Source organism: Fontivita pretiosa, from assembly GCF_050410795.1.
GTDB lineage: Bacteria > Planctomycetota > Phycisphaerae > Tepidisphaerales > Tepidisphaeraceae > Fontivita > Fontivita pretiosa.
Genome location: NZ_CP191258.1, coordinates 480,758 through 507,323, shown reverse-complemented (window position 1 = coordinate 507,323; position 26,566 = coordinate 480,758). Strand labels below are relative to the sequence as shown.

Sequence of the window (26,566 nt, the reverse complement as noted above, 5' to 3'; positions counted from 1 at the left end):
TCGAATGGGCCTCGTTTGCCGTCTGTGACGGAATGAATCGGGTTCAATAGGTCATCTTCAGCACGGCGAAGCGTCGTCCGCGGCCACGCTGGATTTCGAGCAACAGGCGCTCTTGCTTGTCGTTGATCGACTGCTCGTAAAGCCTGACAAACTCCTCCAGATCGCTGACCGGCTGCTGATTGATCGAGCGGATGACGTCGTTGGGCTCCAGTCCGGCCTTGGCGGCGGGGTAGCCGGGGCTCATCGTGGTGACGACCACGCCGCTGTCGTCGTCGAGCTGGGCTTCGTTGGCGTAGGTGCGGGTGACGTCGCGGATGCTCAGGCCCCAGGCCTTCATCTCGCGCTCCTCGCCGACGGCGCCTTCCAGCTTCTGCGTCGTGGCGGTCAGCGTGATGATCTGCCCGCGGCGGAGGAGCTTGAGGCTCACCTCCTGCCCGACAGGCAGATCGGCGATCACTTTCCTGGCCGGGGCGACTTCCTCGGGAAAGCGGACGTTGATCGGTCTGCCGTTGATCTCCAGCAGGATGTCCTGGACCTTGACGCCCGCCACAGCGGCGGGGGAGCCGCGATCGACGCTGTTGATCAGCACGCCCTTGTTGATGTCGATCTCGTAGAACGTCTCCAGGTCCTGGAGTGGCTTGAGGTCGATCCCAAGGTCGGCGCGCTCAACACGGCCCTTCTTGTCCGCCGAGGCGCTGCGGAGGATCGCCAGCGCCACTTCCTTGGCGGTATTGATCGGGATGGCGAAGTTCAGAGCCTGTCCGCGGATGCCGCGGGTATTGATGCCGACGACCTTGCCATTGATGTCCACCAGCGGCCCGCCGCTGTTGCCCGGGGCGATCGGGGTGTCCATCTGGATCCAGTTGCTAAACTCGCCGGTTTCGTACTCGTCGATCTTCTGCCGCTCGGGATAGAACGTCCGCTCGTTGTTGGAGACGATCCCCAGGGTCATGGTGCGCGTGAGGCCGAACGGCGTGCCGATGGCGATCACGTCCTGACCCACCACCAGCGAATCGCTGTCGCCCAGCTCGGCCCACGCGAAGGGGATCTTCTTTCGGCTGATGGTCTCCATGTCGAGCTGAACGACGGCGATGTCGGTCCAGTGGTCATCCCCGATGAGCCTGGCCGGCACACGCTCCTTGTTGGCCAGCGTGACGTAGATCTCGGCGGCACGTCCGGCGACGTGATAGTTGGTCAGGATATGGCCCTGCGGATCGATGATCACGCCCGAGCCGATGCCGCGCTGGAGATTACGCTTGCCTTCGGTGTAAATCTCCTGGGCCACGTCCAGCCTCACGACGGCAGGAAAGACTTTTTCGGTGACGCGGACGATGGCCTCGGGGGTCGCGGGGGGAAAGATCCTGCGGACCTGCGGCAGGACCTGGATCTGTTTTTCGGTTCCGTGCCTGGGCGGGGCCAGGTCGGCGCTGGAGCCAGCGGCCTGAGCGTGGTCGATCTGCGGCGGGCTGCTCTGCTCGGCAACCGGTTGGGTGGCTGTCTGCCGGACCCGGCCGCTGCTGGCCGTCGGTGGCGTGGTGCGGGCGCAGCCGGGCAGGATCGCCAGAAGTCCCAGGCAGGCGACGGCGAGTCTTGAGAGCAGTCTGTTCATGACACAGCATAGGATGCGCTAGGGGCATGAGAGTAGCAAACTGGCGGCCGGCGCGGTGTGGTCGTCGGCGGCGGCGCCAGGGGGCGATCACGTTGAATTTGCCGGGTCCGGGGCATACCATCCGCCGCGCGTGCAACGATTTGTTGAACAAGCGACACAGAACAGGAGACGAATGGCTACGTTTGATCCGACACGGATGAACGCCGAGGCGCTGGATCGCATGGCGCGCAGCGTCGCGGCGAGCCGGCAGCCGACTGCGCCGATCGCCGCTTCCGGCGAAACGCCGCCGCTGGTGGTTCCCGGTCGCGGGCCGGTGGCGATGCCCATGGTGATGCCCGGTCCCCCGGGCGCGGGGCTGAACCGCTATCGCGAGATGACCCTCGAGGAGCTGCTGCTCGAAAATCGAGTGGTGTTCCTGGTCGGGGAGATCAACCACGTCAGCGCCTCGCGTTGCATCATGCAGATGCTCTACCTTCAGAGCCTGAAGAAAAACGAGGATATCAACCTGTACATCAACAGCCCCGGCGGGGTGGTCGATGACACGCTGGCGATTTACGACATCATGCGTTTCCTCAGTTGCGATATCGCCACCTACTGCATCGGTCGGGCCGAGAGCGGCGGGGCGATCGTCTTCATGGCCGGCAAAAAGGGCAAACGCTTCATCCTGCCCAACGCCAAGGTGATGATCCATCAGCCGTTCGGCGGCGTGTACGGTCAGGCGGCGGACATCCAGATCCAGGCCGACGAGATCCTCAAAACCAAGGAGACGCTGATCAACATCATGGCCCAGTGCACCGGGCAGAGCCCGGAGCGGATCCGCGAGGATTCGGAACGGGACCGGTTCTTCAGCGCCCAGGAGGCGGTCAAGTACGGCATCTGCGATGAGGTCATCGGGCTGGACGGCGACGTCAAAGCCGCCGAAGCCGCCGCGGATGGAAGCAAGCCGAAGTAGCAAACAAGTGGCCAGCGATTCGTGGTCAGGGGTTGCTCACGACAACTCTGGCCGCCGATCGCTGGCCACTGCCCACTGACCACTATGAACAACAATCTCATTCCCATCGTCATTGAAAAGTCCGGTCGCGGCGAGCGCGCCTACGACATCTACTCGCGGCTGCTGAAGGACCGGATCATCATCGTCGGCGGGCCGATCACGGACGAGACGGCCAACACCGTCATCGCGCAGATGCTGTTTCTGTCCAACGACGATCCGCGAAGCGACATTCAGCTTTACATCAACTCTCCGGGCGGCAGCGTATCGGCGGGGCTGGGCATCATCGACACGATGCGGTTTCTGCGATGCGATGTGGCCACGACGTGCATCGGTCTGGCGGCGAGCATGGCGGCCTGCCTGCTGGCCGCGGGAACCAAGGGCAAACGCTACGTCCTCCAGAACTCGCAGATCATGCTGCATCAGCCGCTGATTGGCGGGGTGTTGCAGGGGCCGGCGACCGACCTGGGGATCGAGGCCGCCCACATGCTTCGCCTGCGCGACCGGCTGTACCGGCTGATGTCCGATTACACCGGCAAAACCCAGGAGCAGATTCATCGCGATTTCGACCGCAACAAGTGGCTGTTCGCCGAGGAAGCCGTCGAGTACGGCTGCGCCGACCGGGTGCTGGATCGGGCGCCGGAAGTGGCGCGGCGCTCAGCGGAAGACAACGACGATGAAAAGGATTGATCCGTAACCACCGATGAACGCAGATGAACACCGATCCAGGCAGATCGCCGATTTCCAACCCCAGAGCCATCGGCGTTTATCTGTGTTCATCCGTGCTTTTGCTTTGCTCTTCCGGTTGTCTTGCAAAGCCGAATCAAGCCAACATCGCCCTGCGGAAGCAGATTCAGGCGCTGGAGGCGCAGGTGGCCGAGTTGCAACGGCGGCATGAAGCGGACGTGGCGACGATTCGCTCGCTGGAGGCGCAGCGCGGCACGCTGCCCACACTGCCCGCCGATCGTCTGCAACAGCTCTTCACCACCAGTGGGATCAAGCTGGGCCGCCTGACCGGCGGGGCCGATCTGGACCCCTCCTCCCCGGGGGATGAAGGGATCAAAGTTTACGTGGTTCCCATCGACCAGACCGGCGATGAGCTCAAAGCCGCCGGGGCATTCGATGTGCAACTGTTCGACCTGAACAAGCCGCACGACAATCTCGTGGGACAATGGCACTTCAGCGTGGAGCAGGCTCGGGAGCATTGGTACGGCAGCGCGCTACAGTACGGGTACGTGTTGCCGTGCCGGTGGCAGGGGCGGGTTCCTGAGCACGGCGAGCTGACGTTGAAGGTCAGCTTCCACGATGCGCTGACGCAGCGACAATTCAGCATTCAGAAGGTCATTACCGTGAACCCGCCGCCTGGAACCCAACCCACGACGCAAGCCGATGTCCGCTGAAAAGCCAACTGCCAATCGGGCGGTGAATCGACGGGGGTTCTTCCGCCAGGGACTGCGCGAGCTGCTTCGTCCGCTGGTGGAGGCGGTGGAGCCTGTGGAGCAGGCGATTGGCGAGTTCAGCCGGGCGATGGGAGCGGTCGCGGCGTGGCAAGGCTCGCCGCCGCAGGCACCGCCGCGGTGGCTGCGGCCGCCCGGCGCCATCGCCGAACACGCCTTCATCGACACATGCAGTCGCTGCGGCAACTGCGTGCGCGCCTGTCCGGCGCAGTGCATCCGAATCGATCCAACCGCCGCCGCGGGCAACGGCGCGCCCTACATTGACCCTGAGGTCATGCCCTGCGTGGTATGCGACGGACTGGTTTGCATGCGCGACTGTCCCAGCGGCGCGCTGGTGCCCACGGCGCTGGGACTGATCGACATGGGCACGGCCATCTTCAATTCGCACACGTGCGTTCGGTCGCGCGGGCAGGATTGCACGATCTGCATCGACCGCTGCCCGCTGGGGACGTCGGCGATCGAGCTGCGCGGTGGAACCGTTCACGTCATCGAGCAAGGCTGCATCGGGTGCGGCGTGTGCCAGCACGCTTGTCCCACCACACCCAAAAGCATTGTCGTTGTGCCCCGAAGCGCGCTGCTGGGCTGATTGGAGCCGCCTGGGGCAACCGTCCAGCAACGATCTGGCTATGCGGCCGCCGCGGCGGCCCGCGCGGGACGCGCTGCCGCCGGCTGCTGTGCCGCGGGCACAAACTGCTGGACAGCCGTCTTGCCAACGTGCGTGATTCGAATCGACTCCTCCCGACGCAGATCCAGCCGCCTGGAATCCAGCTCAAGATCCGCACCGACGATCCTGCGAACGATCGGACGATACGGATCGTCTGGCGGAACCTGCACGACCACCGCGCCACCACCATCCGAGAGCGTCACCGTCAGGCCCGGCGGGAAGGGCGGCGCCACAGCCTCCAAGGCTTTCAAAACGGTCGGATCGCACCACGAGCCGTACGTCGTGCGCATCAGGTGCAGCACCTCGACATTGCTCCTTCGCGGCGAACCGTCAGCCGGCGAAGCCAGACGATCATACAGGTCGGCGATGGCGATGATCCGGGCGAAGACATGGATGTTCTGCTCGGCAGGCCGCTGCGGCTGCTGGTCCTTGAGGCTCAAGGCCGGGAACCCCAGCCCGTCCCATCGCTGGTGATGATTCAGCACCGCGATCGCCGCCGATGGCTCCACGCCGCCGCGGATCATGTCATAGCCGCGTTGCGCGTGCGTCTCCCACTCATTGCGCTGCTGTGGATCGGTCGGCGGATTCAGGCAATTGTACTGGCGCAGCTCCTGCGGCAGGGCCAGCTTGCCCATGTCGTGCAGCATCCCTCCCACGCCGATGTTGACCACTTCCCTGGCGTGTTTGGCCGGCAGACGCGACCGCTGCTCGATCAGGTACAGCTCCAGCTTGATGCCCAGCAGAAGCCCCAGGTGGGCCACCGCGGTGGCGTGCGTGACCGCATCATCGCCCATGCGCGACATGTGCTCCAGGTAGACCGGGTGCTCGCCTTGGCTCATCAGCGTCAATACCAGTTCCCGTGTTGTCGCGTAGTAATCGGTGTACGACACCGCAGGACGGGTACGTTTCTGTCCGGCCACGATTGTTTCCTTGATCTGGCTGTACAGCTTCTGGCGTGCCGGGCTGAGGTTGGCGGCCAGGTGCCGGTCCAGATCGTCCAAACCGGGATAGTCCACATAAAGGTGGTCGATCCCCAGTTCGCGCAGGCGGAGCAGAACCTTGTCCTCCAGCACGTAGCCGGGTTTAAGCAGGTCCTGATCCGGCTGCTCCGGGTGCACCACCGGAGCGGCCAGCTTCATTCCTGCCCTGGCTTGGTCAATCGACAGGATCAGCACAAGACACGAAGCTCCTGGTATCAGATCGAATACAACACAAGGCGCGTCAAGCGGTTCGTGCGAAAATGGACCTTTGGGCAAGAGATGTGGATTCTGCCCGGCCTGCGGATGTGTTTTGGGACTGGCCTCAGACACTCAGTCGCTGCTGGATGATCTGCCGCATGAGCTGCATCGGGGGCGATAATCCGGTCCAGGCGCTGAACTGCCCGGCTGCCTGGCGCACGAACATCTCGATCCCGCCGACGGTTTTGGCACCGGCGGCTTCGGCCTGGCTGAGCAGCTTTGTCTTTGGCGGGTTGTAGACGGTGTCGAACACGAGCGTTGTCGGCTCCATGCGCGGCGGGGCGTTGGCAAAGACGCTCTGGTCAATGTTGGGATGCATTCCAACCGAGGTGGTATTGATGTAGACCTGACAGCAGGAATCGCACAGCTTTTCAATTCGGGCGGCAACGACCTTGCCGATTCTGCCGTCAAAGGCCCTTGCCAGCGCCTCGGCTCGCTCGTAGGTGCGGTTGTAGACGACCACGGTTGCGCCCAGCCTCGCCAGCGCCGCCACCGCCGTGCGACCGGTGCCTCCAGCCCCGATAACCGCCACGCGGCAGTCGCGAAGTTGCTGCGGCGTAATCTGCATCGCCGTGCAGATGGTGTCGATGATGGCCTGATAATCGGTGTTGATGCCGCCGAGAACCGGATTTCCCGCGGCGTCGCGATCGATGATGATCGTGTTGACCGCCCCGATATCCACCGCCAGCGGGTCGATTCGCGCGCCTTTCTCCTGAAGGTATCGCAGTGCGTTTTCCTTGTGCGGGATGGTGATGCTCAGCCCGCGAAGGTGCAGCGGTTTGTAATTGGCGAAGTCCTCCATGAACGCCTTGAAGCTCTCGTAGCCCGGCTGAACGAGCATCGGCAGGTACACGCCGTCGTGTCCGGTCGCGTCGAACGCCGCGTTATGCACCGCCGGCGACATCGAGTGCGCCACCGGACAGGCCACCACGCCGTACACCCGCGTCTGGGGGCCGATCCTGTCCCAGCGATACAGTTGTTTCATGTCGCGGATGATGACCTGCCCCGGCGCCGACTCAGCCCCCTTCTCAAGTGCTGTGAAGGTGAGGAACGCGCCGAACTTTTTCGCCAGGATCCGGCTGATAAGCCCCGCCTCTCCCATGCACAGCGCGATCGTCGGCTTCTGCCGCGACTGGAGGATTTCGAACGCTTCGATGTTGTCGCGGATCGAGCGGGCCATCCAGGCAAGCTTCACGATCTGCCCGGCGCCGGCGAGCATCTCGGCGTAGGTCCGAGTCAGCGTTGGCGGCCTGCCGGCAAAGTCGTGGAAGCTGGCGATCAGCCGGTTGCGAATGTCGGCCGGGCCGATCCGCTGAAGCGCGCGGTGCTCGAAGTCGATCAGCACGCGGTCATTTCCGGGGGCGACCTCGCTGACCAGGCGCAATCGCTGCTCGTCGGGCAGCTCGCTGTGGCCACCTTCGCTGGCGGATCGGCACGTGAGCACGATGCCGACCTCAAACTCTCCCACAAGGCGTCGAATGAGGTCAACATCTTCCAGTTCATCGAGGCGCAACTCGACCATGTCAGCCCCGGCCTCTACCGCTGCGGCGATATCGCGCTTCGCCTGCGCGAGGTCATGAACGAAGATGGAAACGCACAGATGAGTCATGCAGGAAAGGCGGAGGGCAGAATGCGCAAGGCAGAAGAACCAGGCGGCAAGTACGCCGTGTGCCCGCGCTCTGCCCTCATCCGTCTGCCCTGGTTCAATGCACCCCGATGATATCCAGCTTGTGCATCAGCTTCTCGATGGTTTTCTTCGTGGTTTCGCTTGCCTCGCACAGCGGCAGTCGCAGCTCCCCGCTGTCCATGCCCGCCAGCTTCATCGCGTACTTGATGCCGACCGGATTGCCGTCCAGAAACAGGCTTTTGACCAGCGGGAACAGCTTGCGGTGGATCGCCGCCGCATCCTTGAATCGCCCGTCCAGCGCCAGTTTGGTCATGAGCTTGACCTGGTCGGGCAGCAGGTTCGACAGCACGCTGATCACGCCCTTGCCCCCGACGGAGATGATCGGCAGCGTCAGCGAATCATCCCCGCTGAGCACCGTGATGTCGCACAGGCTCAGGATTTCGCTGGTCATATCCAGCGATCCGCTGGCCTCCTTGATCGCGACGATGTTCGGGTGCTCGAAGAGCCGCGCCACAGTCTGCGGCGACATCGACACGCCGGTGCGACCCGGAATGTTGTACAGCACGATCGGCAGATCAACCTTCTCGGCCAGCGTCATGAAGTGGCGGTACAGTCCCTCCTGCGTCGGCTTGTTGTAATAGGGATTGACCGACAGGCACGCGTCGGCGCCGGCTCTTTTGGCGAAGCTGTGAAGCTCCAGCGCTTCGGTGGTGGCATTGGCGCCGGTGCCGGCGATCACCGGCACGCGCTTGTCGGCGAACTTGACCGTCAACTCGATGACCCGTTCGTGCTCAGGAAAGTCCAGCGTCGGGGATTCTCCGGTCGTGCCCACCGGCACCAGCCCGTCGATCCCCCTGCTGATCTGAAATTCGATCTGTTCGCGCAGCCTGACCTCGTCAACCTTCCCGTCACGGAAGGGCGTGATCATGGCCGTGATCGCGCCACTGACGTTGAATTTCACCATGGCGCGATTCTACGATCGAGTCCGAGATTCTCAAGGAACTGATGACAAGGCGCTGAGCCAACAGGGTGACAAGGCAAAAGGGGCAGCATCAAGCCCTTGCGGGTCTTCACCTTGTCACGCGGTTACCCTGTCACGTCGTCACTGATGCCTCGCACGCCCGCAGGTACTTGCGCACCGTTTCCGGCAGGCCGAACTCAAGCGCGTCGGCGATCAGCGCATGCCCGATCGAGACCTCGGCGATCTGCGGTGCAGCTTTGAGCAGCGGAGGCAGATTCTGAAGGTTCAGGTCGTGCCCGGCGTTCACACCCAGCCCCAGCTCCGCGGCGCGTCGGGCGGTGGCGGCATAGGGTTCGGCGGCACGCGGATCGCCCCTGGCGAACGCCGCCGCGTACGGCTCGGTGTACATCTCGATCCGGTCCGCACCAACCTCCCTGGCCAGCTCCATGTCTTCCGGGATCGGATCCATGAAAAGGCTGACCCTGCAACCCAGTTCCTTGAGCCGGCGGACCAGTGGCCGCAGGCGCTCGATGATCCCCACCTCGCGCAGCCGCCAGCCGTGGTTGCTCGTGAACGCCTCGCGCTCGTCGGGCACGAGCGTGCACTGCGTCGGACGCACCGCCTCGATGAAGTGCATGTACTCGATCAACGGGTTGCCCTCGATGTTGAACTCGGCGTGGGGATAGTGGTCGCGGATCAGCTCGGCCAGATCGTACACGTCCTGGGGCCGGATGTGCCGCTGGTCGGGCCGGGGATGAACCGTGATGCCGTGGGCGCCAGCATCCAGACAGAGCCTGGCGGCGTGGACGACACTGGGGATGCCGATCGTGCGCGTGTTGCGGAGGGTGGCGACCTTGTTGACGTTTACAGAGAGCTTGGTCATAGGCATCGGATTCTATGCCATGCGTGCCACCTGCTCGATGAGTTCCGGCGGAACGCCGATGTCGCCGACTACCACGACCCCGGTGTATTGCCGTGAAGCGGGGTTGGCGAAGCCGACCTTTTCGGCCACGAACGTGACGGTGCGTGTTGCCCGCATGCAGGTCGGACCCAGCGGCTCACCGCTGTCGCAATCCAATCCGCTGGGCAGATCGATCGCCAGCACCGGAACGCGCGAATGCTGCACGGCACGGACAATCTGAGGAAACGGTTCGCGCGGCGGATCGGTCAGCCCGGTCCCGAAGATCGCGTCAATGATCAGCACCGCTGTGGATCGCTCCAGCTTGGCCAGGTCGATCGCCTCGACCGGAAGCTTCATCGCCTGCACGATCCGCCAGTTGGTCAGCGCGTCGCCGCGATAGCGGGCCGGATCGGTCGCCAGCGCGATAAACACATCAGCGCCGCGGTTGTGCAGGTGGCGCGCCGCCGCCAGGCCGTCGCCCCCGTTGTTGCCCGGGCCGCACAGCACCAGCACCTGCCCGATGCATTCCGGGCCGATCATTTCAATGGCGGCGTCTGCGACGGCGTGGGCGGCGTTCTCCATCAGCACGATGCCGGGGATGCCGTACTCCTCGATCGCGCGGCGATCGACCTCGCGCACCTGAGCTCGGGTCAGTCGGATCATTTCAACCTCGCTTCACCGCAATTATACTGGCGCGCGGCTTGACCATGCTTATTCTGCTCACCAACGACGACGGAATTCACGCACCCGGGATCATCGCGATGTGGCGGGAACTGAACCGCCTGGGCGCGCAAGTCCATGTTGTGGCCCCGGAAACTGTCCAAAGCGCCAGCGGGCACGGCATCACCATCGAAGCGCCGATCCTCACCAACCGCGTCAGCATCGAGGGCGCATTCACCGGCATCGCGGTCGATGGTCGCCCGGCCGATTGCGTCAAGGTCGCCGTCGCTCACCTGCTGCCCCGCCCGCCCGACCTGGTCATCAGCGGCATGAACTCCGGAGTGAACGTCGGCATCAATGTGGTCTACAGCGGCACGGTGGCGGCGGCGATCGAGGCGGCGTTCCTCGGGCTGCCCAGCATTGCCGTCTCGATGATGCTTCAGGAAGACACCCCGGCCGACTATCCCTACTGCGCCAGGCTGGCCACGCAGACCATCCAGCAGATCCTCCAGGTCGGGCTGAAGCCCGGACAGGTCGTGAGCATCAACGTTCCCGCGCTTCGCGAAGGCCAGGCGCCCACCGGAATCAAGCTCGTCCGCCAGTGCACTCGCCCATGGATCGACACCTACGAGCGCCGCACCAATCCCCGCGGGCGGGATTACTACTGGAACAACAGCATCTTCCGGCTGGGAGAATCCGACGAAGATACCGACGTGGCCGCGATTCGCGACGGGTACATCACCATCACCCCGCTTCAATTTGACCTCACGCATCACCTGATGCTCAAGGACTGGCAGGCCCGAAACTGGTCGCTTCGCCAAACTGAGCAATGAAACCACGGATGAACACCGATCAGCACGGACTTGAGTTCGCGGACGTGACTCATCTGCGCTGTCCGCGTTCATCCGTGTGCATCCGTGGTTCTGAGTTCTATCGTTCCCGGGTCAGGGCGTTGCGGATGCGCGCTTCGGGGATTTGGTCGTTTGACAGGGCTCGAACGTCATACAGTTTCCAGCCCTGGCCGAAGTCCTGGAACTGAAGCTGCCAATCGCTGACGACCGGGTGGCCGGAAATGTCGCTCAGCACGCGGATGCTCACGGTGATGACCGTGCCGGTCTGATCAACCTCGGTGCCGGTGATGCGCGATTGACCGAGCCGATATCGCTCGGCCGTTGCACCGGCGACGGTTGCGATCACGTCCGGACCGCGAAGGCCATAGACCGACGTCTGCGGATCGAGCAGGGAGCGGAACCTGTTCCAGTCTCTGGCGTTCGCCGCCGCCACCAGGTCGCGCGTTCGCCGCACGGCTTTTTCCCTGGCCGTGTCGATGAAGTAGCTCAGCAAGGCGACGGCGATCCCCAGCAGCAGCACTGCCAGCCCCCCGTACATGATCTGTTTGTCCTGCCTGCGATTGCCGCTGAGGAACGCGAGGATCCCGGCGACGACGAGGATGGTCGGTAACCACCACGGGGTGTCGAAGAGCATCTCAGCCATTTGCGCTCAATCTTACGCCCGCTCACGTCCGATAAAAGAACTGGAGCAACATTCGCCATGACCGTCGCCGACGCGGCCAATGATCCATCGCTTCGTTTCGTGCTCGATGCGGACGCACCGTATCTGGCGAATCTGGCGGCGCTGTGGGCGGTGGAGCCGCGGCTGGCCCGGCTCATCGATTCAATCGATTTGGCCAGTCCGTCCCCGGACGCTGCGCCGGTGAGCTACCAGGTGCATGCTTCCAAGTCCTCCGTTCCCACGCTCGTGGCGCACACCGCCGACGGCCGCTTGATCCACCTGCACAGCCGCTACGACCCCATCGATGAAGCCGCCAGACTGATCGACCCGCTGCGAACCGACGAGACAGTGGCGTTCTACGTCCAGGGCTTCGGACTGGGCTATCACGTGCAACGCCTGTTCGAGCGCAGCGGCGATGATACGCTGCTATGCATCATCGAGCCGGATCTGCGCGTGCTGCGGCTGGCCTTCGAGCATCACGATTTCAGCAAACTGATCGAATCCGGGCGCGTGCTCTGGTTCTGGGAACTTGACAAGGCCGGGTTGTTCAACCGGCTCACGCCCTGGCAGCCTTCGATCACCATGGGCTTCCAGCGTGTGGCGCATCTGCCCAGTACACAGCTCTGGACCCAGTTCCATGAGCAGATGCACACCTGGATCGAGGAGTTCAAGGCCTACGCGAACACGACTGTGAGCACGCTGGTGCTCAACGGCAGACGCACGGCCGAGAATGTGGCCCGAAACCTGCCCTGGTACATCGCCGCTCCGAGCCTCTCGCGCCTGAAGGATCTGTACAAGGCGCGGCCTGCGATCATCGTCTCGGCCGGACCGTCTTTGCGAAAGAACAAGCACCTGTTGAAGGATGCCAGCGACCGGGCGGTGATCATCGCCGTGCAGACGACGCTGCAACCCCTGCTGGAACTGGGTGTCGAGCCGCACTTCGTCACATCGCTGGACTATCACGACATCAGCACCCGCTTCTGGGAGAAGCTGCCGGAAAATCTGCGGACTCAGCTCGTCGCCGAGCCCAAGGCCAGCAGCGCCATCTTTGATCTCAATCCCGGCCCGCTCTGGCTGCTGGGCAACGACTTTGCCGAGAACCTGCTGGGCGAAATGAAGCTGAACAAGGCGAAGCTGCCCAGCGGGGCGACGGTGGCGCACCTGGCCTACTACCTGGCTGAATACCTGGGCTGCGATCCGATCATCTTCGTCGGACAGGATCTGGGCTTTTCCGATGGTCTGTGCTACACGCCCGGCACCAGCTACGAAGACGTCTGGCGGCCGGAACTCGGACGGTTCTGCACGCTGGAGATGAAGCAGTGGGAGCAGATCGTCCGCGACCGCAACATCCTCCGCAAAGTCCCGGACCACCAGGGCCGCCCGATGTACACCGAGGCCAGGCTCTTCACCTATCTTCAGCATTTCGAGCGCGACTTTGCCCGATCCAGGGCGCGCATCATCGACGCGACCGAAGGCGGCGTGCTGAAGCGCGGCGCCACACCCATGAAGCTGAGCGACGCCCTGGCCGGCTGTTGCGATTCGCCGCTTGCCCTGTCGCGCCCGGAGTATCCGGGACTGAACTGGGATCGCCTGCTGGAGTGCAGGCAGAGTCTGCTGAACCGGCGAGCCGAAGCCGAGCAGATCGAGCAGATCAGCCGCCAGACGCTGCCGCTGCTGGAGGAAGTGCGCGATCACCTGGAAGACCAGGGGCGTGTCAATCGCGCCATCGGCAGGATCGATGTCCTGCGCGCCCGTATGGCCGAGCTGGGCATGTGCTATGGCCTGGTCATGCAGCTCACCCAGGACAGCGAGCTGGAGCGGTTCAAGGCTGACCGGAAAATCGCGGCGGCGAAGCTGGCGGGCATCGAACGCCAGCGCCGACAGGTCCATCGCGATATCCTGAATGTCAGGAGCGTGATCGAGGCGGCGGCCAGGTTCCAGAAACTCATGGATGAGACGATGGCACGCGTGGAGCAGTTCGCCACGCATCCACACAGGCAAGCCAAGCGAGAGTCGCGGGAGGCGGCGTGATGGTGTCAGGCCCGGCAGACACGAGCACCAGCGGGGCGGAGAACGTGACGGCGGTTCTCTCGATGCTGCATGAGCCGACATGTCCCAACAGCGCTACGCGCTGCTTCCGCCAGCAGCCCGTGCTGAGCTGGACGCTTCAGCGGCTGGCGATGTCTCGGGGCATCGACTCGATGGCGATTGTCTGCTGGGAGGATCAGCTTCAGGAGGTGACGCCGATCGCTGCGGAATACGGCTCGCACGTGCTGGCCAAGGGACCGCGTCTGAGAATGGCGGGGATCGAGTCGGTTTCGGCGGCGCGGCGGTGGTCGGACGGCTGGCGGGGGGGGCTGCTGTTCACCTGCGATTTCGACCTGGGCTTTTATGGCGCCTGGGTGGCGCAGATCATCCAGAAGCTCAACAGCGCCGCGGTGGTGCTGGTGGATCCTTCGGCCGGAATCGTCGATCCAAAGATCGTCGACGCGCTGGTCGAGCATGCCCGCAACCGGCCGAACATCGAGCTGTGTTTTGCGCAAGCCCCGCCGGGACTTGGCGGGGTGCTGCTTCGGCCCAGCCTGGTGCAGCGTCTTGCCGCCGCCGAGGCGCATCCCGGCCGCCTGCTGCATTACCTGCCCGACCAGCCGGTGCGCGATCCGATCGGCGGCGACGGTTGCGTGCCGATCCCCACCGCCGTGGCGCGCTCCACACGCAACTTCAGACTCGATTCCGACCGGCAGATCCGGCGAATGGAACAGGCCGCCATCAGCCTCAACGGCCAGCTCCTGAACAGCGACGCCGAGGACCTGCTGCACCGGCTGGACTGGTCCGACGAGATCGATCCGCTCCCGCGGGAGCTGGTGCTGGAGCTGAACACCAGCCGCGCCACGCGCCCGATCTTCTGGCCGGCGCGCGCAGAGCCCATCATTCGCGAGCCGATGCGGCTGGATCTGGCCGAGCGAATCTTCGCACAGATCGGCCCGGCCGCGGACGTCCGATTGACGCTGACGGGGGTTGGGGATCCTCTGTTGCATGAACAGGTGTTTGAGCTGATCGCCGCGGCGCAGCACAGTGGGGTGCAGGCGATCCATCTCGAGACCGATCTGCTGCCGGAGGATCCGACCGTGATCGACCGCCTGGTCGCCAGCGGAATTGATGTGGTGTCGGTGATTCTGCCCGCCGCCACCGCCGCAACCTACGCCGCCGTCATGGGTGCCGATCGTTTCGCTCAGGCCATCGAGAATATCCGCGCGTTCGTCACCCGTCGCCACGAGCTCCGTCAGGGCGTGCCGATCCTGGTGCCGACGTTTGTGAAGTGTCAGTCCAACCTCGCGGAGATGGAGGTCTGGTATGACCAGTGGCTGCGTGCGCTGAGCGCGGCGGTGATACGCGGACCCAGTGATTTCGCCGGGCTGATCGAAGACTGCGGCGTGGCCGACATGTCGCCGCCGAAACGACGCGCGTGCAATCGGCTCTGGTCGCGGATGACGATTCTGAGCGATGGTCGCGTGGCGAGCTGCGAGCAGGATCCGACCGGCCGGCAGATCGTCGGCGACGTGCGGACTCAATCGATCAGCGAGATCTGGCAACGCGGTCTGACATCGCTGCGCCAGTCGCACAAGCAAGGTTGTGTGTCTGACAGCCGCCTGTGTGCCGCCTGCCGCGAATGGCACCGGCCATGATGCTGCCCGCTTCGGCCTCGGCCCCTGATCGGCGCAGGGCAGCGGGTTGCGCGATTCAGCGTGTAAATCGGCGACCTGAAATGTCAAATTGAAGATCGGGAGCATGCCTTGAAAGTTCTCGGCGTCATTCTCGCCCGGGCGGGCAGCCTGGGGCTTAAGAACAAGCATCTGTTGCCGTTGTTGGGCCGGCCGGTGATTGCCTATACGTTTGATCACGCGCGGCAGGCCCGGCGTCTGACGCACGTGGTGGTAACGTCGGACTGCCCGCGCATTCTGGAGTTGGCAACGGGCGCGGGATTCGAAACGATTCACCGCCCCGATGAGCTGGCCAGCAGCGACGCTTCGGTGCAGGCGGTGATGCTCCATGCGATGCGGACGTTCGAGTCGCGTGCCCGCGACGGTTTTCGCGCCGATGCCCTGGTGGTGCTGTACGGCAACGTTCCGCTCCGCCCTGCGTGCGCTATCGATCGCGCCATCGAAATCCTCCAGACCACCGGATGCGATTCGGTGCGGAGCTGGTGTCCGGTGGGCAAGTGGCATCCGGCATGGATGGCGCGGCTGGAAGGCGATCGCGTCGTGCCGCTTCAGCCCAACAGCATTCATCGCCGCCAGGATCTGGCGCCGCTGTATCTGCACGATGGCGCGGTGGTCGCGGTCAGTCGCAGTTCCATGCTCCGCGCCCAGACCAACCCGCACGACCCACACGCCTTTTTCGGAGACGACCGACGTGGATTTGCAACCGGCGCCGGCGAGACGATCGAAATCGACCAGCTTCGCGATCTGTACTGGGCCGAGTCCGTTCTGCGCGAGCGGGCACAGACCGGCCAGGTCGCGGATCAATCGGACCTGCTGAGGATCGCGTCATGAACACGGGTTTGAGGATCGATGGACGACTGGTGGGGTCCAGGCAGCGGACGCTGGTGATCGCGGAAATCGGCGTCAATCACGACGGTTCGGTGCAACGGGCACTGGAGCTGGTTCGTCACGCCGCCAACGCCGGCGCCGACGCCGTCAAATTTCAGATCTTCCGTGCCAGCACGCTGGTGCACCCCTCGTCGGGATTGGCCGAGTATCAGAAAGGCCGCGTGAGCGAGGACGATCCGGCCCGGATGTTGCGGCAGTACGAGCTGTCGATGGAGCAGCTTGGGACGATCGTCCAGGCCGTCCGCGAGTTGCGGATGACTCCGCTGGCCACGCCGTTCTCGCCGGAAGACGTCGATACCATCGAGGCGTTGAAGCTGCCTGCGATCAAGATCGCCTCGCCGGATCTGGTCAATCGACTGCTGCTGGCGCGTGCGGCGGGGACGGGCAAGCCGCTGATCATCTCCACCGGCGCCGCCACCATGCAGGAAGTCGAGGAGACGGTCGAATGGCTCGGGCAGATGCGCGTGCACTTTGTCCTGATGCATTGCGTGAGCAGCTATCCGACGCCGGCGTATCAGGCGCACCTGTGCTGGATCAACGAGCTGGGCAAGTTCCAGTGTCCGGTGGGGTATTCGGACCATACGACGGAGCTTCTGGCCGGGGCACTGGCGGTGTCGGCGGGGGCGTGTGTGATCGAGAAGCATCTGACCTACGACCGCCGCGCCAAAGGACCGGATCATTCGGCCAGTGCCGATCCGGTCGAGTTTGCGGAATATGTACGGCTGATCCGCATGGCTGAGGCGATGCGCGGCGCGGGCAGCAAGCACGTGCTGCCAATCGAGCGCGATGTGCGCACGGTCAGCCGTCAGAGCCTGGTGCTGGCGCGAGACGTGCAGCCCGGGCAGGTGCTGAAAATCAGTGATCTGACGGTTCAGCGTCCGGGGACTGGGATCGCGCCGGCGGACATCGCCGCCGCCGCCGGCCGCGCCGCCAAATACGCGCTGCCCAGGGGAACGTTGCTTCAATGGGACATGCTCACGGATGCCGCTTGAGCACAGATCAACCGGGGCAGGAGGATGAAGGCGTCAGCCTTGCACCGTACCCGCGTCTGCTATGTCACCGGCTCTCGTGCGGAGTTCGGGCTGATGGATCGCACGCTCAAGGCGATTGCGCGGCATCCGCGGCTGCGACTTCAGATCATCGTCACTGGCATGCACCTGGACCGCCGCCGCGGGCGAAGCATCGATGAGCTGCAACGGCAGGGATGGACGATCGACGCGGTCGTGCCGTGGCGACAGTCGCCGCAGCAGAGTTCGGTGGCGGCGGCGATGGGGCGTGCGATCGCGGGCATTGCACGGGCGCTGGATCGACTTGGCAGCGACGTCGTGCTGGTGGTGGGGGATCGCGTCGAGGCCTTTGCGGCAGCGGCGGCAGGACATGTCGGCGGGCGCATCGTGGCGCACGTTCACGGCGGGGACCGCGCGCCGGGCATCGTCGATGACTCGCTGCGACACGCCATCACCAAGCTCGCCCACATTCACTTCCCCGCTACACGACAAAGCGCCGCACGCATCCTGCGCCTGGGCGAAGATCCGCGCCGGGTGCATGTAGTCGGCTCGCCGGGCATTGAAGCAATCCGCGAAGACGCCCGCGCCGACCATCACCTTCGTCCCCGACGGTTCGCCCTGCTGGTGTTGCATCCGGCCCAGGCGGATCAGGCGCTGGAGGCCATCCGGGCTGAGCTGGTGCTCGACTGCGTCACCCGCATCGGGTTTGATCGAGTCGTCATCGTCTATCCGAACAACGACCCGGGCTCGCAGGGGATCGCGCGGGTATGGGACCGCCACGCCCGCGATCCGCGGCTTGTGCTGCACCGAAACCTTCCGCGGGCGAGCTTTCTCGGACTGTTGCGTGATGCGGCGGTGCTCGTGGGCAACAGCTCCAGCGGGATCATCGAGGCCGGCAGCTTCGGCACGCCAGTGGTGGATATCGGTCCTCGCCAGAAAGGGCGGCTGAGGAACCGAAACGTCGTGCATGTGCCGTACTCGCGCTCGGCTATCCTCGCGGCGCTGCGAAAGATCTGGAATGACGGCCGACCCATGCGCTTTCGACGGGACAACCTTTACGGCGGGGGCGCTACCGGCGATCGAATTGCACGGGTGCTGGCGGGTACTGGCCCGGAAACACGAGCGGAATTGCGGCAAAAGTTGATCATGTACTGAAACGGGGATTAAGTCCGGCCCGGCGCGGTTCGATAACGGATCAGGACGCGCAGTTCAGGTGAAGTATGCCGACGACACTGACCACAGCGACCGCACAGACGAGTGCCGCTTCAGCCGCGGGCGATTCGGCGCCACAGGCCATTGCGCCGCTGGCTGCGCCAGGAGCCGACGGTGGCGGCAATGCCGGCCCTGCTGACGCGGACAGCCGCGCGATCGTGGCCAAGGCCGTCAGCAAAGTCACCGCGATCGCGACGCTGCCGGAAGTCACGGTGCAGATTATCAAGACCGTGGAGGATCCGCGCAGCTCCGCGGCGCAGCTTCACAAGATCATCTCGCACGACCCGGCCTTGGTTACGCGCATCCTCAAGGTCGTCAACAGCTCGTTTTATGGCCTGCCCGGGCAGATCGGATCCGTCGAGCGCGCCATCGTGCTGCTGGGGCTGAATGCGGTGAAGAACATCGCCGTCGCGGCAAGCCTGGGACAACTGTTCCGAGGCGTCAAGCTCTGCGAGGGATACACCGCCAAGGAGCTGTGGCAGCACTGTGTGGGCGTGGCGGTCACGGCGCGGCATCTGGCGCGGGAGATGAAGATCCCGATTGCCGACGAGGCGTTTTTGGCCGGAATGATCCACGACATCGGGTTGCTGGTGTCGCTTCAGATCTGGCCGGAAAAGCTGCGTCAGGCGTGCGAACGGGCAATGTCGCTGGTGTCTTCCGGGGCTGCGGGTGCGGTCGAGGGCGGTGCCGATGGCACCAGCTTCTGTCAAATCGAGCGACAGATCATGCAGGTGGACCATCAGCAACTGGGTGCCGGACTGGCGGAAATGTGGAAGTTCCCGCGGTCCTGCCAGCTTGTGGCCGGCCATCACCACGAGCCAGCGATCCTGGCGGACAACAACCGGCTGCTGGTCACCCTCGTGTTCGTTGCCGATACGCTCTGCTGCCAGGCCGCTCACGGTTTTAACCTCACGGCCCTTCGACAGCGACTGGACGAAGGCAGACTCTCGGAGGTGAAGATCGAGTCGGAGCTGATCGACCGGACGCAGCGGAACCTGCCCCAGATCCTGGATTCAGCCAAGGGGCTGTTCTGAAGATCATCTCGGCCAGCAGCCACCCGGCATGCGGCCACAAAGCACTTTGCCCTGGGACGCGGAAATTCTTCAAACGATGGGGCGGCACAGTTGTGATCGGCGGCGCGGATTTCGTATAATTCAGTGGATCAACACGTCCTGTACGTTGTCCTGTTTCGGGAGACGGCCATGAACGACGCACGTCCGCTGAACCAGCATAGCGCACCGCATCCACCGCATCCGCCACACGCGCCGGCAGTACCCCACGCGCCGCATGCTTCGCCCGCGGCCCACTCACCGCCTCATGCGCCTGCCGCGCCGGCCCATGCCGCGCCGCACGCGCCTCATCCGCCGCCGCAGAAACCGGTGGTGCACGCTCCGTCGATTCGCTCGGCGGTGATTCCTCCGCAGACGCACATTCCGACGGAAAAGGAGCTGGAGCCGATCTCGCTGGTGGAGGATGAGCCTCCCGCCGCGGCACCGGTGTCGCAGCCGCCCAAGAAGATCATCGCCCTGGGCGCTGAGTTCAGCCACAAGAAGCATGAGTGGAAGCGTCAACCGGTCAAGACCGGCACCGGCGCCACCCGCGTGCGCAGCTTCCACGGCAAGTACAGCGAACAGGGACTGGAGTACCTGGACAACGCCATCAACGAGTGGCTGGACAACAACCCCGACATCGAGGTGAAGTTCGTGACCAGCACGGTGATGACCTTCGAGGGCAAGATCCGCGAGCCGGCACTGGTGCTGAACGTCTGGTACTAAGCTGCCGCCGGCAGGCGCGCGGGTGGTTCACCGCCCGATCGTGGCGGCGCGCAGAGTCGCTCGCTAAAACTCGATTCCCGCGATCATGCGCACGGCCAAATCGGGTTGGTCCTCCTCGTCGCTGAGCTGAAAGGCGGGAGTGACCGTGACCCACCAGCCCGCCTGCGTGCCGGGGATCGTGCCGCGCTGGTAGCTGATGGCCGGGCCGGCGTACACGACCGTTCCCTGATACTTTTCCCAGTCGGCGTATTCGCTTTCGATGGTCAATTCCGCGCCCAGTTGCCAGCCCGGGGCGATGCCGTAGCTCACGCCAATCGCGTGCCCGATCACGCCCTCGACTTCGTTTTCATGCTCGGTGTCGAACACGCCTTCAATCTCGGTTTCCAGGATCAGGTTGTAGGCGAAGGTCCAGTTGTTGATGTCCTTCTGGAGCAGCAGTTTCGGCTCGAATTGCAGCTCGTCTTCTGCGACACCCACTTCCATGTACAACCCCATCCCAATGGGGTCGGTGACAGGGTTGAGCGGATAGTAGATGAACTCGGCGCTGATGGAGTCGAACTGCGGGCCGGTATGATCCTCAGTGTCCTCATAGCGCCAGTTGGGCAGGTAAAGCCCCAGGTCGAAGTTGTCGGCCAGCCCGATTTCGATCTCGTGCCGCAAGTCGATGCGGGTGAGGTCGGAATCCTCCTGAGTATGAGTGCGATAAGTGACCCATTGCTCGTATTCAAAGTTGCCTTTGCCGACCGGGTAGGTGTCATAGGTGAAGGTAAACGGGCGGGGGTCGGCCCAGGCCGTGGCGCAAAACACGAGGAATCCGATGAAAACGGTCGTGATACGTGGGTACATGTTTCTCCTTATACTGAGACTCATTCTCAATTAACTTAAGATAACCGGATTGTCAAGTGCGCTGGAATGCCCTCGATCGCGCGCTTGGACGCCCGGCGATCATCCGGGTAGCCTGCTGAGCCGCTCATGAGCCTGAATGACGCCCCGCGCCCAACAGCATCGATCCGTCGCATCGACCTCTGGGTCGCGGGGATCGTCATGAGCGCTCTGCTGCTGCGATTGGGCTGGGTGATTCGATTGCCTGCCGACCTGGCGTTTGTTCAGCGCCTGCCCGATCAGCTCGAGTATCTGGAACTCGGCCGAAACCTGCGCGCCGGGCAGGGACTGCACTTCGTCGATACCCGCTTTTCCGACGTGGTCTACGCCTATCGCATGCCGCTGTATCCGGCGTTGATCGCGGCGTGCGGCGCGCACGTGCAGACCGTGCGGATCGTGCAGTGTTTCATTGATGCTTCAAACGTGCTGGCGGCGTATCTGCTGGGCCGGCGGCTGGTCAGTCGATCCGTCGGGCTGTACGCGGCGGCGATCCTGACGGTCAATCCCTTCCTGATCTACTTTTGCGGCCTGATCCTTTCCGAGACCCTGTTTGCCGCCATGCTCATCTGGGGCATGGTCCTGTTGATCAGCCAGCCCGCAGGGAGCCGGTCGTTGCCACGGGCGCTGCTTGCATGGTGCGCCGGCGTGCTGATGCTGGCGCTATCGGTGCTGGTGCGGCCCTCGGCGCTGCTGTTGCCGACGATCCTCTCCATCGCCGCCGCCTTCCTGAACCGCCACCAGCGCCAGCCGTATGACTGGCGCTGGTTCCCCCCGGCAGGCAGCTTCTCGCTGCTGCTGACGGGGCTGGTGCTGCTACCCTGGGCGTGGCGCAACCGGCTGGTGCTGGACGCCTGGGTCTGGACCACCACCAACAGCGGCATCACGCTCTACGACGGCCTGAACCCCGACGCCACCGGCGCCAGCGATCAGCGATTCATCCGCAACATGCCACAACTGAAAACCATGGACGAAGTGGGCCGATCACGGTATCTGACTGATCTGGCGATGCAGTTCGTCCGAGAACATCCGCGACGGGCGATCGAGCTGGCCGGCATCAAGATCGCCCGGCTGTGGAGTCCGATACCCTTGAGCAACCAGTTCGGAAACGACTGGCGCGTGCTGGCCGTGGCCGCAGGGTATATGCTGCCGATGTATCTGCTGACGCTGCTGGGGCTGTGGCTCTGGCCCATGCCCAGGTCGGCAAAGCTGTTACTGCTGTTACCGGCGGCGTACTTCACCATGGCTCATGCCCTGACCATCGGGTCGCTGCGTTACCGGCTTCCCGCGGATGTGCCGATGGCAATACTGGCGGGCGCCGGTCTTCAGATCGTCCGGGACCTGGCGATCCGGCGGCTGCCGGTTGCCGGATCGCCCAAACCCTCGCACCGTTCCGCTCCAGGCGATGCCAAAGTCGGCGACAACTCCTGAAAGGCTTTTCGACCGCACCTGGCGGCCGGGGCACCCGTTCCGTCCACGCGTCTCCCACGCGCGACGCTGGGCCATGGGTGTCCTGCTGTGTCTGTTGTGGGCCATCATCGGGGCATACTGGTTCATCACCGACTCCCGGCGGGTGCGACAGATGGCCCAGACCTATCTGACGCAGCTTGTCGGCGGCCCGGTGACCGTCGGCGATGCAACGCTCTCGATCTTCGAGGGACTGCGGCTGGACAAGGTTCGGGTCTACGTCGATTCTTCGCCGGGGCCGGATTCGCTTCTGTTCAGCGCCCAGTCTCTGCTGATTCAGTACGATCCGCGCGCACTGATCAGCGGGAGACTGGAGGCCACTCGCATCGTCGCGGTCGATCCACGCGTGCACGTGATGGAGGATGCCGAGTCGGGCCGGCGCAACTATGCGCGGCTGATGGAGCGGCGTGCGGCGTCGCCGCCGCCCCTGAACTCGCCCGCCAGACGCATCGAGCTGCCCGAAATCGTGCTTCGCAATGCCCAGGTGGACTACGCCCGCGTGGCGCGCGGCGCAGTCGTGGAACGCAGCTCCATCGGCATCGAGGGGCTGCTCAGCCCCGTGCCGGAGAGCAAAGTCTACAACTTCGCCTTCCAGAGCCGCGGGCCGTCGGCGGGAATCGGGCCCATGGTTTCCGGCAGCATCGCCATGGGCAGCGGGGAACTCACCGCCTCGCTGTACAACTTCGAGTTCGGGCCGGATGTCAAGGCGATGCTCCCCCCCGAAGTTCGCAAATGGTGGGAACAGCATGGGCTGGCCGGGCGCGTGGACATCCCCAAGCTGTATTACCGGCCGCCGATCACTGGCAAGCAACAGACGGAATATCGTGTGGAGATCGAGCTTCGCAGCGTGACGCTGGCGGTGCGTCCCGAGGAGTGGATGGGCGCCGACGAGGATCGGGTGCTGCGCGATCTGCACGATGCCTTCGGGGCGATGCGCCTGGCGGGACTGGATCGACGCGGGTTCATCGACCATGTTGCCCGTCTGGTCGAGCCTCAGCCGATCGTCCTGAAGCGCGTTCATGGCCGATTCGTCTTCGACGACGACCAGACGATCCAGATCGACGACCTCAACGGCTGGCTGGAGGGCTTTCCGTTCAAAGTCTCCGGAACAATCCGGGGGTATACGCCTGCGGCGGTGGCGCACGTGCGGATCGAGACCGCGGATTTTCAGAACATCGAGATTCCCGCGGCGCCGCGATACCTCAACTCGCTGCCACCGGCGGTACGCGAGATCTACGATCACTTCAAGCCGCGCGGGATCTGCCGCTTCTGGGTGGATGTGGACCGTCCCACGCCCGGAGCACGCCCCCGCGTCAGCGGCGAGATTGAGATCGTCGATGGCAACTTCTGCTTCCAGAAGTTTCCGTATCCGCTGCGTCAGACCACCGGCAGGATCATCCTCAGCCACGACCCGCAGACGGGCGTGGAGAGCCTGAAGCTGGACCGCATCCGCGGTCGAGGAGTCGCGGGCGGTCCCAACGCTGATCGGTTCGTCGAAATCAACGGCACGATCGGCCCGTTCGGGCCCGATGCGCGGGTGGACATCATCGTCTCCGGACAGCAGGTATCCAACGAACCGGCCCTCATCGCCGCTTTCCCGCCGCTTACGCAAAAAGCGCTGAAGCTCTTCGACGCGCCGGGCCGGGGCGAATATCCCAGATTCAGCGGTGATTTCGTCTGTACGGTGATTCGCCTGGCCGGGCCGGAGTCACACTGGATCATCGATACCAACATTCAGCTCGACGACGCTTCGGGCTCGCTGGTGGGCTTCCCGTATTTCATGAGCGGTGTGAACGGGTTGCTGAAGATCCGTGATGATCATGTGGAGCTGGTGAACGTCAACATGAGCCGGGGCGATGCGACGCTGCGGATCGACGGGCGCGTTTCCTGGCCGGGCGAGCGCGCCGCGCCGGGCGCCCAGCGGTCCGGCCCCACGCTGTATCCGGATCTGCGAATCAGCGCGAGAAATGTCCCCATCGACCGCGCGCTGCTGGAGGCGTTGCCCGCCGCACGAAGAGCCTGGATCCAGAAGCTCGGCGTGGGCGGCCGCTTCGACCTGGAAGGGACCATCAGGCCGGCCCGGCGCGCCGCGGACAACTCCGCAGCCGCGATTCAGGGTTCCCCGACGGCATCGACTGCCCGGGCCGCTGAGCAACCATTCACACCGAGCGACGAGTCTGCTGTGGACCTGGACTACGATCTGCGGATTGCGCTGCACGATGGCACGCTTTGGCCGACGGACGGCACCTTTGCGGTTTCCGAAGTTCAGGCGAACCTGCGCCTCACGAATCAGAAGCTGACCATTAATGACGTGCGCGGCAAGCGCGGGCAGGCCACCATCACCGCGCGAGGAGAGATCGCCTGGCCGAACGAGATCCCCCGGCTGGTGCTTCAGGCGTCGGCCAGCGACCTGGTGCTCGATCCGGCGCTGTACAAACTGCTGCCCAGGCAGGCGCAGCAGGCATGGGATCAGGTTCGCCCGCAGGGCACGCTGGATGTGGCGGTAGCGTATAGCGGGACCGTCAGCGAAGCGTTGAATCCCCAGATCTCGCAGTCACCGGCGCCGCCGCCGCGGTCGGGCGGGTATGAGATCGTCCTCACGCCCCGGCGGCTCAGTGCCACGCCGGCCGCACTGCCGTATCGGCTCGATCAGCTTGCCGGCACCGTCACGGTGCATCCCGATCGCGTGACTCTCACGGACCTGACAGCGCGTCACGGCGACGCGAAGATTCGGATCAGCGGAACCGGCGCTGCGGCGCCGGCCCGGTCGCAGTCCCCGCACGCACAACAGCAGGAGCTGATCTGGGAGTTCACACTGGCCGGACAGAACGTTGCACTGGATGACGAGCTTCGGCGCGCACTGCCCGGAACATTGGCAGAACTTTTGGCGTCGATGCAGTTTCAGGGCACGGTGAACCTTGAGTTCTCCAAGTTGCGTATCGCGCCTCCGTCGCAGCAGACGACCGCGCCGGCAGCGCCGCTGGAATCAACCACGCGCGGTGCCGAAACCGCCGCAGGTCCGCTGGCTCTGGCCGATATCGATTTTGCAGCGACTCTGGAAACGGCCAGTGCGGCAGTGGATGTGGGCGTGCCCCTGGCGGACGTGCGCGGCAAGCTGGAGCTGAATGGATCGGCACGCAATGGCCGGCTGTCGGAACTGTCCGGTCGGATCGACATGGAGTCGCTGACGCTGGCGGGACGGACCATGTCCGACCTGCACGCCGTGTTGATCAAGTCCGCGGATCGCGATCAGCTCACGCTCGGCAGGATCGAAGCGAAGCTGGCGGGTGGGAGCATGGCCGGGCAGGTCGATTACGCCTTCCCCGAGGCAGGGCCGTCGCGCTATGCCGTCAACCTGATCCTCCGTGACGCGGACGTGCGTGAGTTGGCCGGCGAAACCGAACCCGATATTCAGGGACAGCTCTCGGCCAGCCTGGCGCTGGAGGGAACCTACGCCCAGCCCCAGAGCCGGCGGGGGCGAGGAGACGTTTCCGTCGTCGGCCGGCAGATGTATCGCATTCCGCTGGTGCTGGGGCTGCTTCAGATCACGAATCTGTCGCTGCCGATCACCAGCCCGTTCACGCAGGCCTCGACTCGTTACAGCATCGACGGCGCGCGGGTGACCTTCGAGCAGATCGAGCTGCGCAGTCGGGAGATGCTGATGCAGGGGGATGGGTCGATCGATTTTGATTCCCGGAAGGTTCGGCTGAAATTCGTGACCGACAGCACCAGTTGGCTGAAGCTGCCGCTGATCGGGGAACTGCTGACCGGCGCGCGGCACGAGCTGCTTCAGATTCAGGTTCGCGGCACGATCCAGGAGCCTCGGGTCCGTGCCCGCTCGATGAACACGCTGACCACGACGGTAGACGAGGTCTTCCGTGGCCAGGGCCCACCGACCACCCGGGACAAATAAGGGGTCGGGAGTCTTTTCCGCCGCCGGAAAAGACTCCCGACCCCTTTTCGGCTTGGCGGCGGGGCTGATGTCGCATAATCTGCCGG

Annotated in this window: 22 protein-coding genes; 14 read left to right on the top strand and 8 right to left on the bottom strand. The window is 64.3% G+C overall.

The window, feature by feature from the left end:
* Positions 1-43: 43 nt before the first annotated feature.
* Positions 44-1,609, bottom strand: a complete 1,566-nt coding sequence (locus tag ACQS5P_RS01985; RefSeq protein WP_428939230.1) for a trypsin-like peptidase domain-containing protein — start codon at positions 1,607-1,609, stop codon at positions 44-46.
* 172 nt (positions 1,610-1,781) lie between these two features.
* Here ACQS5P_RS01985 and ACQS5P_RS01980 point away from each other — a divergent pair, with 172 nt between their 5' ends.
* The 4 genes from ACQS5P_RS01980 (at position 1,782) to ACQS5P_RS01965 (ending at position 4,640) form a co-directional block, all read left to right on the top strand.
* Positions 1,782-2,561 carry a ClpP family protease gene (locus ACQS5P_RS01980; protein ID WP_428939229.1) on the top strand — a complete coding sequence of 260 codons (780 nt, stop codon included), beginning with the start codon at positions 1,782-1,784 and terminating at the stop codon, positions 2,559-2,561.
* An 84-nt stretch (positions 2,562-2,645) separates the two neighbouring features.
* A complete protein-coding gene (locus ACQS5P_RS01975) occupies positions 2,646-3,287 on the top strand; it encodes an ATP-dependent Clp protease proteolytic subunit (protein ID WP_428939228.1) in 642 nt (213 codons plus the stop codon).
* Between the two features lie 23 nt (positions 3,288-3,310).
* Positions 3,311-3,997 (top strand): hypothetical protein, encoded by a 687-nt coding sequence (locus ACQS5P_RS01970; RefSeq protein ID WP_428939227.1) that lies wholly within the window; start codon positions 3,311-3,313, stop codon positions 3,995-3,997.
* Positions 3,987-4,640, top strand: coding sequence for a 4Fe-4S dicluster domain-containing protein (locus ACQS5P_RS01965; RefSeq protein ID WP_428939226.1), 654 nt, complete (start codon positions 3,987-3,989; stop codon positions 4,638-4,640). Before ACQS5P_RS01970 ends, ACQS5P_RS01965 begins: the two co-directional genes overlap by 11 nt.
* A 38-nt stretch (positions 4,641-4,678) precedes the next feature.
* On the opposite strand, the gene ACQS5P_RS01960 is transcribed toward ACQS5P_RS01965, so the two are convergent.
* The 5 genes from ACQS5P_RS01960 to ACQS5P_RS01940 all read right to left on the bottom strand — a co-directional run bounded on the left by ACQS5P_RS01960 (position 4,679) and on the right by ACQS5P_RS01940 (position 10,108).
* Positions 4,679-5,893: an HD-GYP domain-containing protein gene (locus ACQS5P_RS01960; RefSeq protein WP_428939225.1), complete on the bottom strand. Its 1,215-nt coding sequence runs from the start codon at positions 5,891-5,893 to the stop codon at positions 4,679-4,681.
* A gap of 127 nt (positions 5,894-6,020) precedes the next feature.
* Positions 6,021-7,565, bottom strand: a complete 1,545-nt coding sequence (locus tag ACQS5P_RS01955; RefSeq protein ID WP_428939224.1) for a type I 3-dehydroquinate dehydratase — start codon at positions 7,563-7,565, stop codon at positions 6,021-6,023.
* 94 nt (positions 7,566-7,659) lie between these two features.
* On the bottom strand, positions 7,660-8,547 hold the full coding sequence (gene dapA / locus ACQS5P_RS01950; protein WP_428939223.1) for a 4-hydroxy-tetrahydrodipicolinate synthase: 888 nt from the start codon (positions 8,545-8,547) through the stop codon (positions 7,660-7,662).
* A 130-nt stretch (positions 8,548-8,677) separates the two neighbouring features.
* Positions 8,678-9,433: a pyridoxine 5'-phosphate synthase gene (locus ACQS5P_RS01945; protein WP_428939222.1), complete on the bottom strand. Its 756-nt coding sequence runs from the start codon at positions 9,431-9,433 to the stop codon at positions 8,678-8,680.
* 6 nt (positions 9,434-9,439) lie between these two features.
* Positions 9,440-10,108, bottom strand: coding sequence for an NAD(P)H-hydrate epimerase (locus ACQS5P_RS01940; protein WP_428939221.1), 669 nt, complete (start codon positions 10,106-10,108; stop codon positions 9,440-9,442).
* Positions 10,109-10,152: 44 nt separating this feature from the next.
* Between ACQS5P_RS01940 and surE the strand changes: the two genes are divergently transcribed.
* Positions 10,153-10,938: a 5'/3'-nucleotidase SurE gene (surE, locus tag ACQS5P_RS01935; protein ID WP_428939220.1), complete on the top strand. Its 786-nt coding sequence runs from the start codon at positions 10,153-10,155 to the stop codon at positions 10,936-10,938.
* A 97-nt stretch (positions 10,939-11,035) separates the two neighbouring features.
* Here surE and ACQS5P_RS01930 read toward each other — a convergent pair whose 3' ends face one another.
* Positions 11,036-11,599: a hypothetical protein gene (locus ACQS5P_RS01930; protein ID WP_428939219.1), complete on the bottom strand. Its 564-nt coding sequence runs from the start codon at positions 11,597-11,599 to the stop codon at positions 11,036-11,038.
* Positions 11,600-11,656: 57 nt separating this feature from the next.
* Between ACQS5P_RS01930 and ACQS5P_RS01925 the strand changes: the two genes are divergently transcribed.
* The 7 genes from ACQS5P_RS01925 (at position 11,657) to ACQS5P_RS01895 (ending at position 20,221) form a co-directional block, all read left to right on the top strand.
* On the top strand, positions 11,657-13,648 hold the full coding sequence (locus ACQS5P_RS01925; protein WP_428939218.1) for a motility associated factor glycosyltransferase family protein: 1,992 nt from the start codon (positions 11,657-11,659) through the stop codon (positions 13,646-13,648).
* Positions 13,648-15,303 carry an SPASM domain-containing protein gene (locus ACQS5P_RS01920; RefSeq protein ID WP_428939217.1) on the top strand — a complete coding sequence of 552 codons (1,656 nt, stop codon included), beginning with the start codon at positions 13,648-13,650 and terminating at the stop codon, positions 15,301-15,303. The genes ACQS5P_RS01925 and ACQS5P_RS01920 overlap by 1 nt, the downstream gene beginning before the upstream one ends.
* A 108-nt stretch (positions 15,304-15,411) precedes the next feature.
* Positions 15,412-16,170 (top strand): cytidylyltransferase domain-containing protein, encoded by a 759-nt coding sequence (locus ACQS5P_RS01915; protein ID WP_428939216.1) that lies wholly within the window; start codon positions 15,412-15,414, stop codon positions 16,168-16,170.
* Entirely contained in the window at positions 16,167-17,219 is a 1,053-nt protein-coding gene (locus ACQS5P_RS01910) for an N-acetylneuraminate synthase family protein (protein ID WP_428939215.1), read from the top strand. The genes ACQS5P_RS01915 and ACQS5P_RS01910 overlap by 4 nt, the downstream gene beginning before the upstream one ends.
* Before the next feature lie 39 nt (positions 17,220-17,258).
* Complete coding sequence (neuC, locus tag ACQS5P_RS01905; RefSeq protein ID WP_428939214.1) at positions 17,259-18,389, top strand: UDP-N-acetylglucosamine 2-epimerase; 1,131 nt, start codon at positions 17,259-17,261, stop codon at positions 18,387-18,389.
* A 65-nt stretch (positions 18,390-18,454) separates the two neighbouring features.
* On the top strand, positions 18,455-19,480 hold the full coding sequence (locus ACQS5P_RS01900) for an HDOD domain-containing protein (RefSeq protein WP_428939213.1): 1,026 nt from the start codon (positions 18,455-18,457) through the stop codon (positions 19,478-19,480).
* Between the two features lie 168 nt (positions 19,481-19,648).
* The gene (locus tag ACQS5P_RS01895) at positions 19,649-20,221 is read left to right on the top strand and encodes a hypothetical protein (RefSeq protein WP_428939212.1); all 573 of its coding nucleotides are present in this window, start codon (positions 19,649-19,651) and stop codon (positions 20,219-20,221) included.
* A 63-nt stretch (positions 20,222-20,284) separates the two neighbouring features.
* Here the strand turns inward: ACQS5P_RS01895 and ACQS5P_RS01890 are convergent, their stop codons facing one another.
* Complete coding sequence (locus ACQS5P_RS01890; RefSeq protein WP_428939211.1) at positions 20,285-21,067, bottom strand: hypothetical protein; 783 nt, start codon at positions 21,065-21,067, stop codon at positions 20,285-20,287.
* A 126-nt stretch (positions 21,068-21,193) separates the two neighbouring features.
* On the opposite strand from ACQS5P_RS01890, the gene ACQS5P_RS01885 reads away from it, so the two are divergent.
* Both ACQS5P_RS01885 and ACQS5P_RS01880 read left to right on the top strand, forming a co-directional pair.
* Positions 21,194-22,531 carry an ArnT family glycosyltransferase gene (locus ACQS5P_RS01885; RefSeq protein WP_428939210.1) on the top strand — a complete coding sequence of 446 codons (1,338 nt, stop codon included), beginning with the start codon at positions 21,194-21,196 and terminating at the stop codon, positions 22,529-22,531.
* 73 nt (positions 22,532-22,604) lie between these two features.
* Entirely contained in the window at positions 22,605-26,480 is a 3,876-nt protein-coding gene (locus ACQS5P_RS01880) for a hypothetical protein (protein ID WP_428939209.1), read from the top strand.
* Positions 26,481-26,566 lie beyond the last annotated feature (86 nt).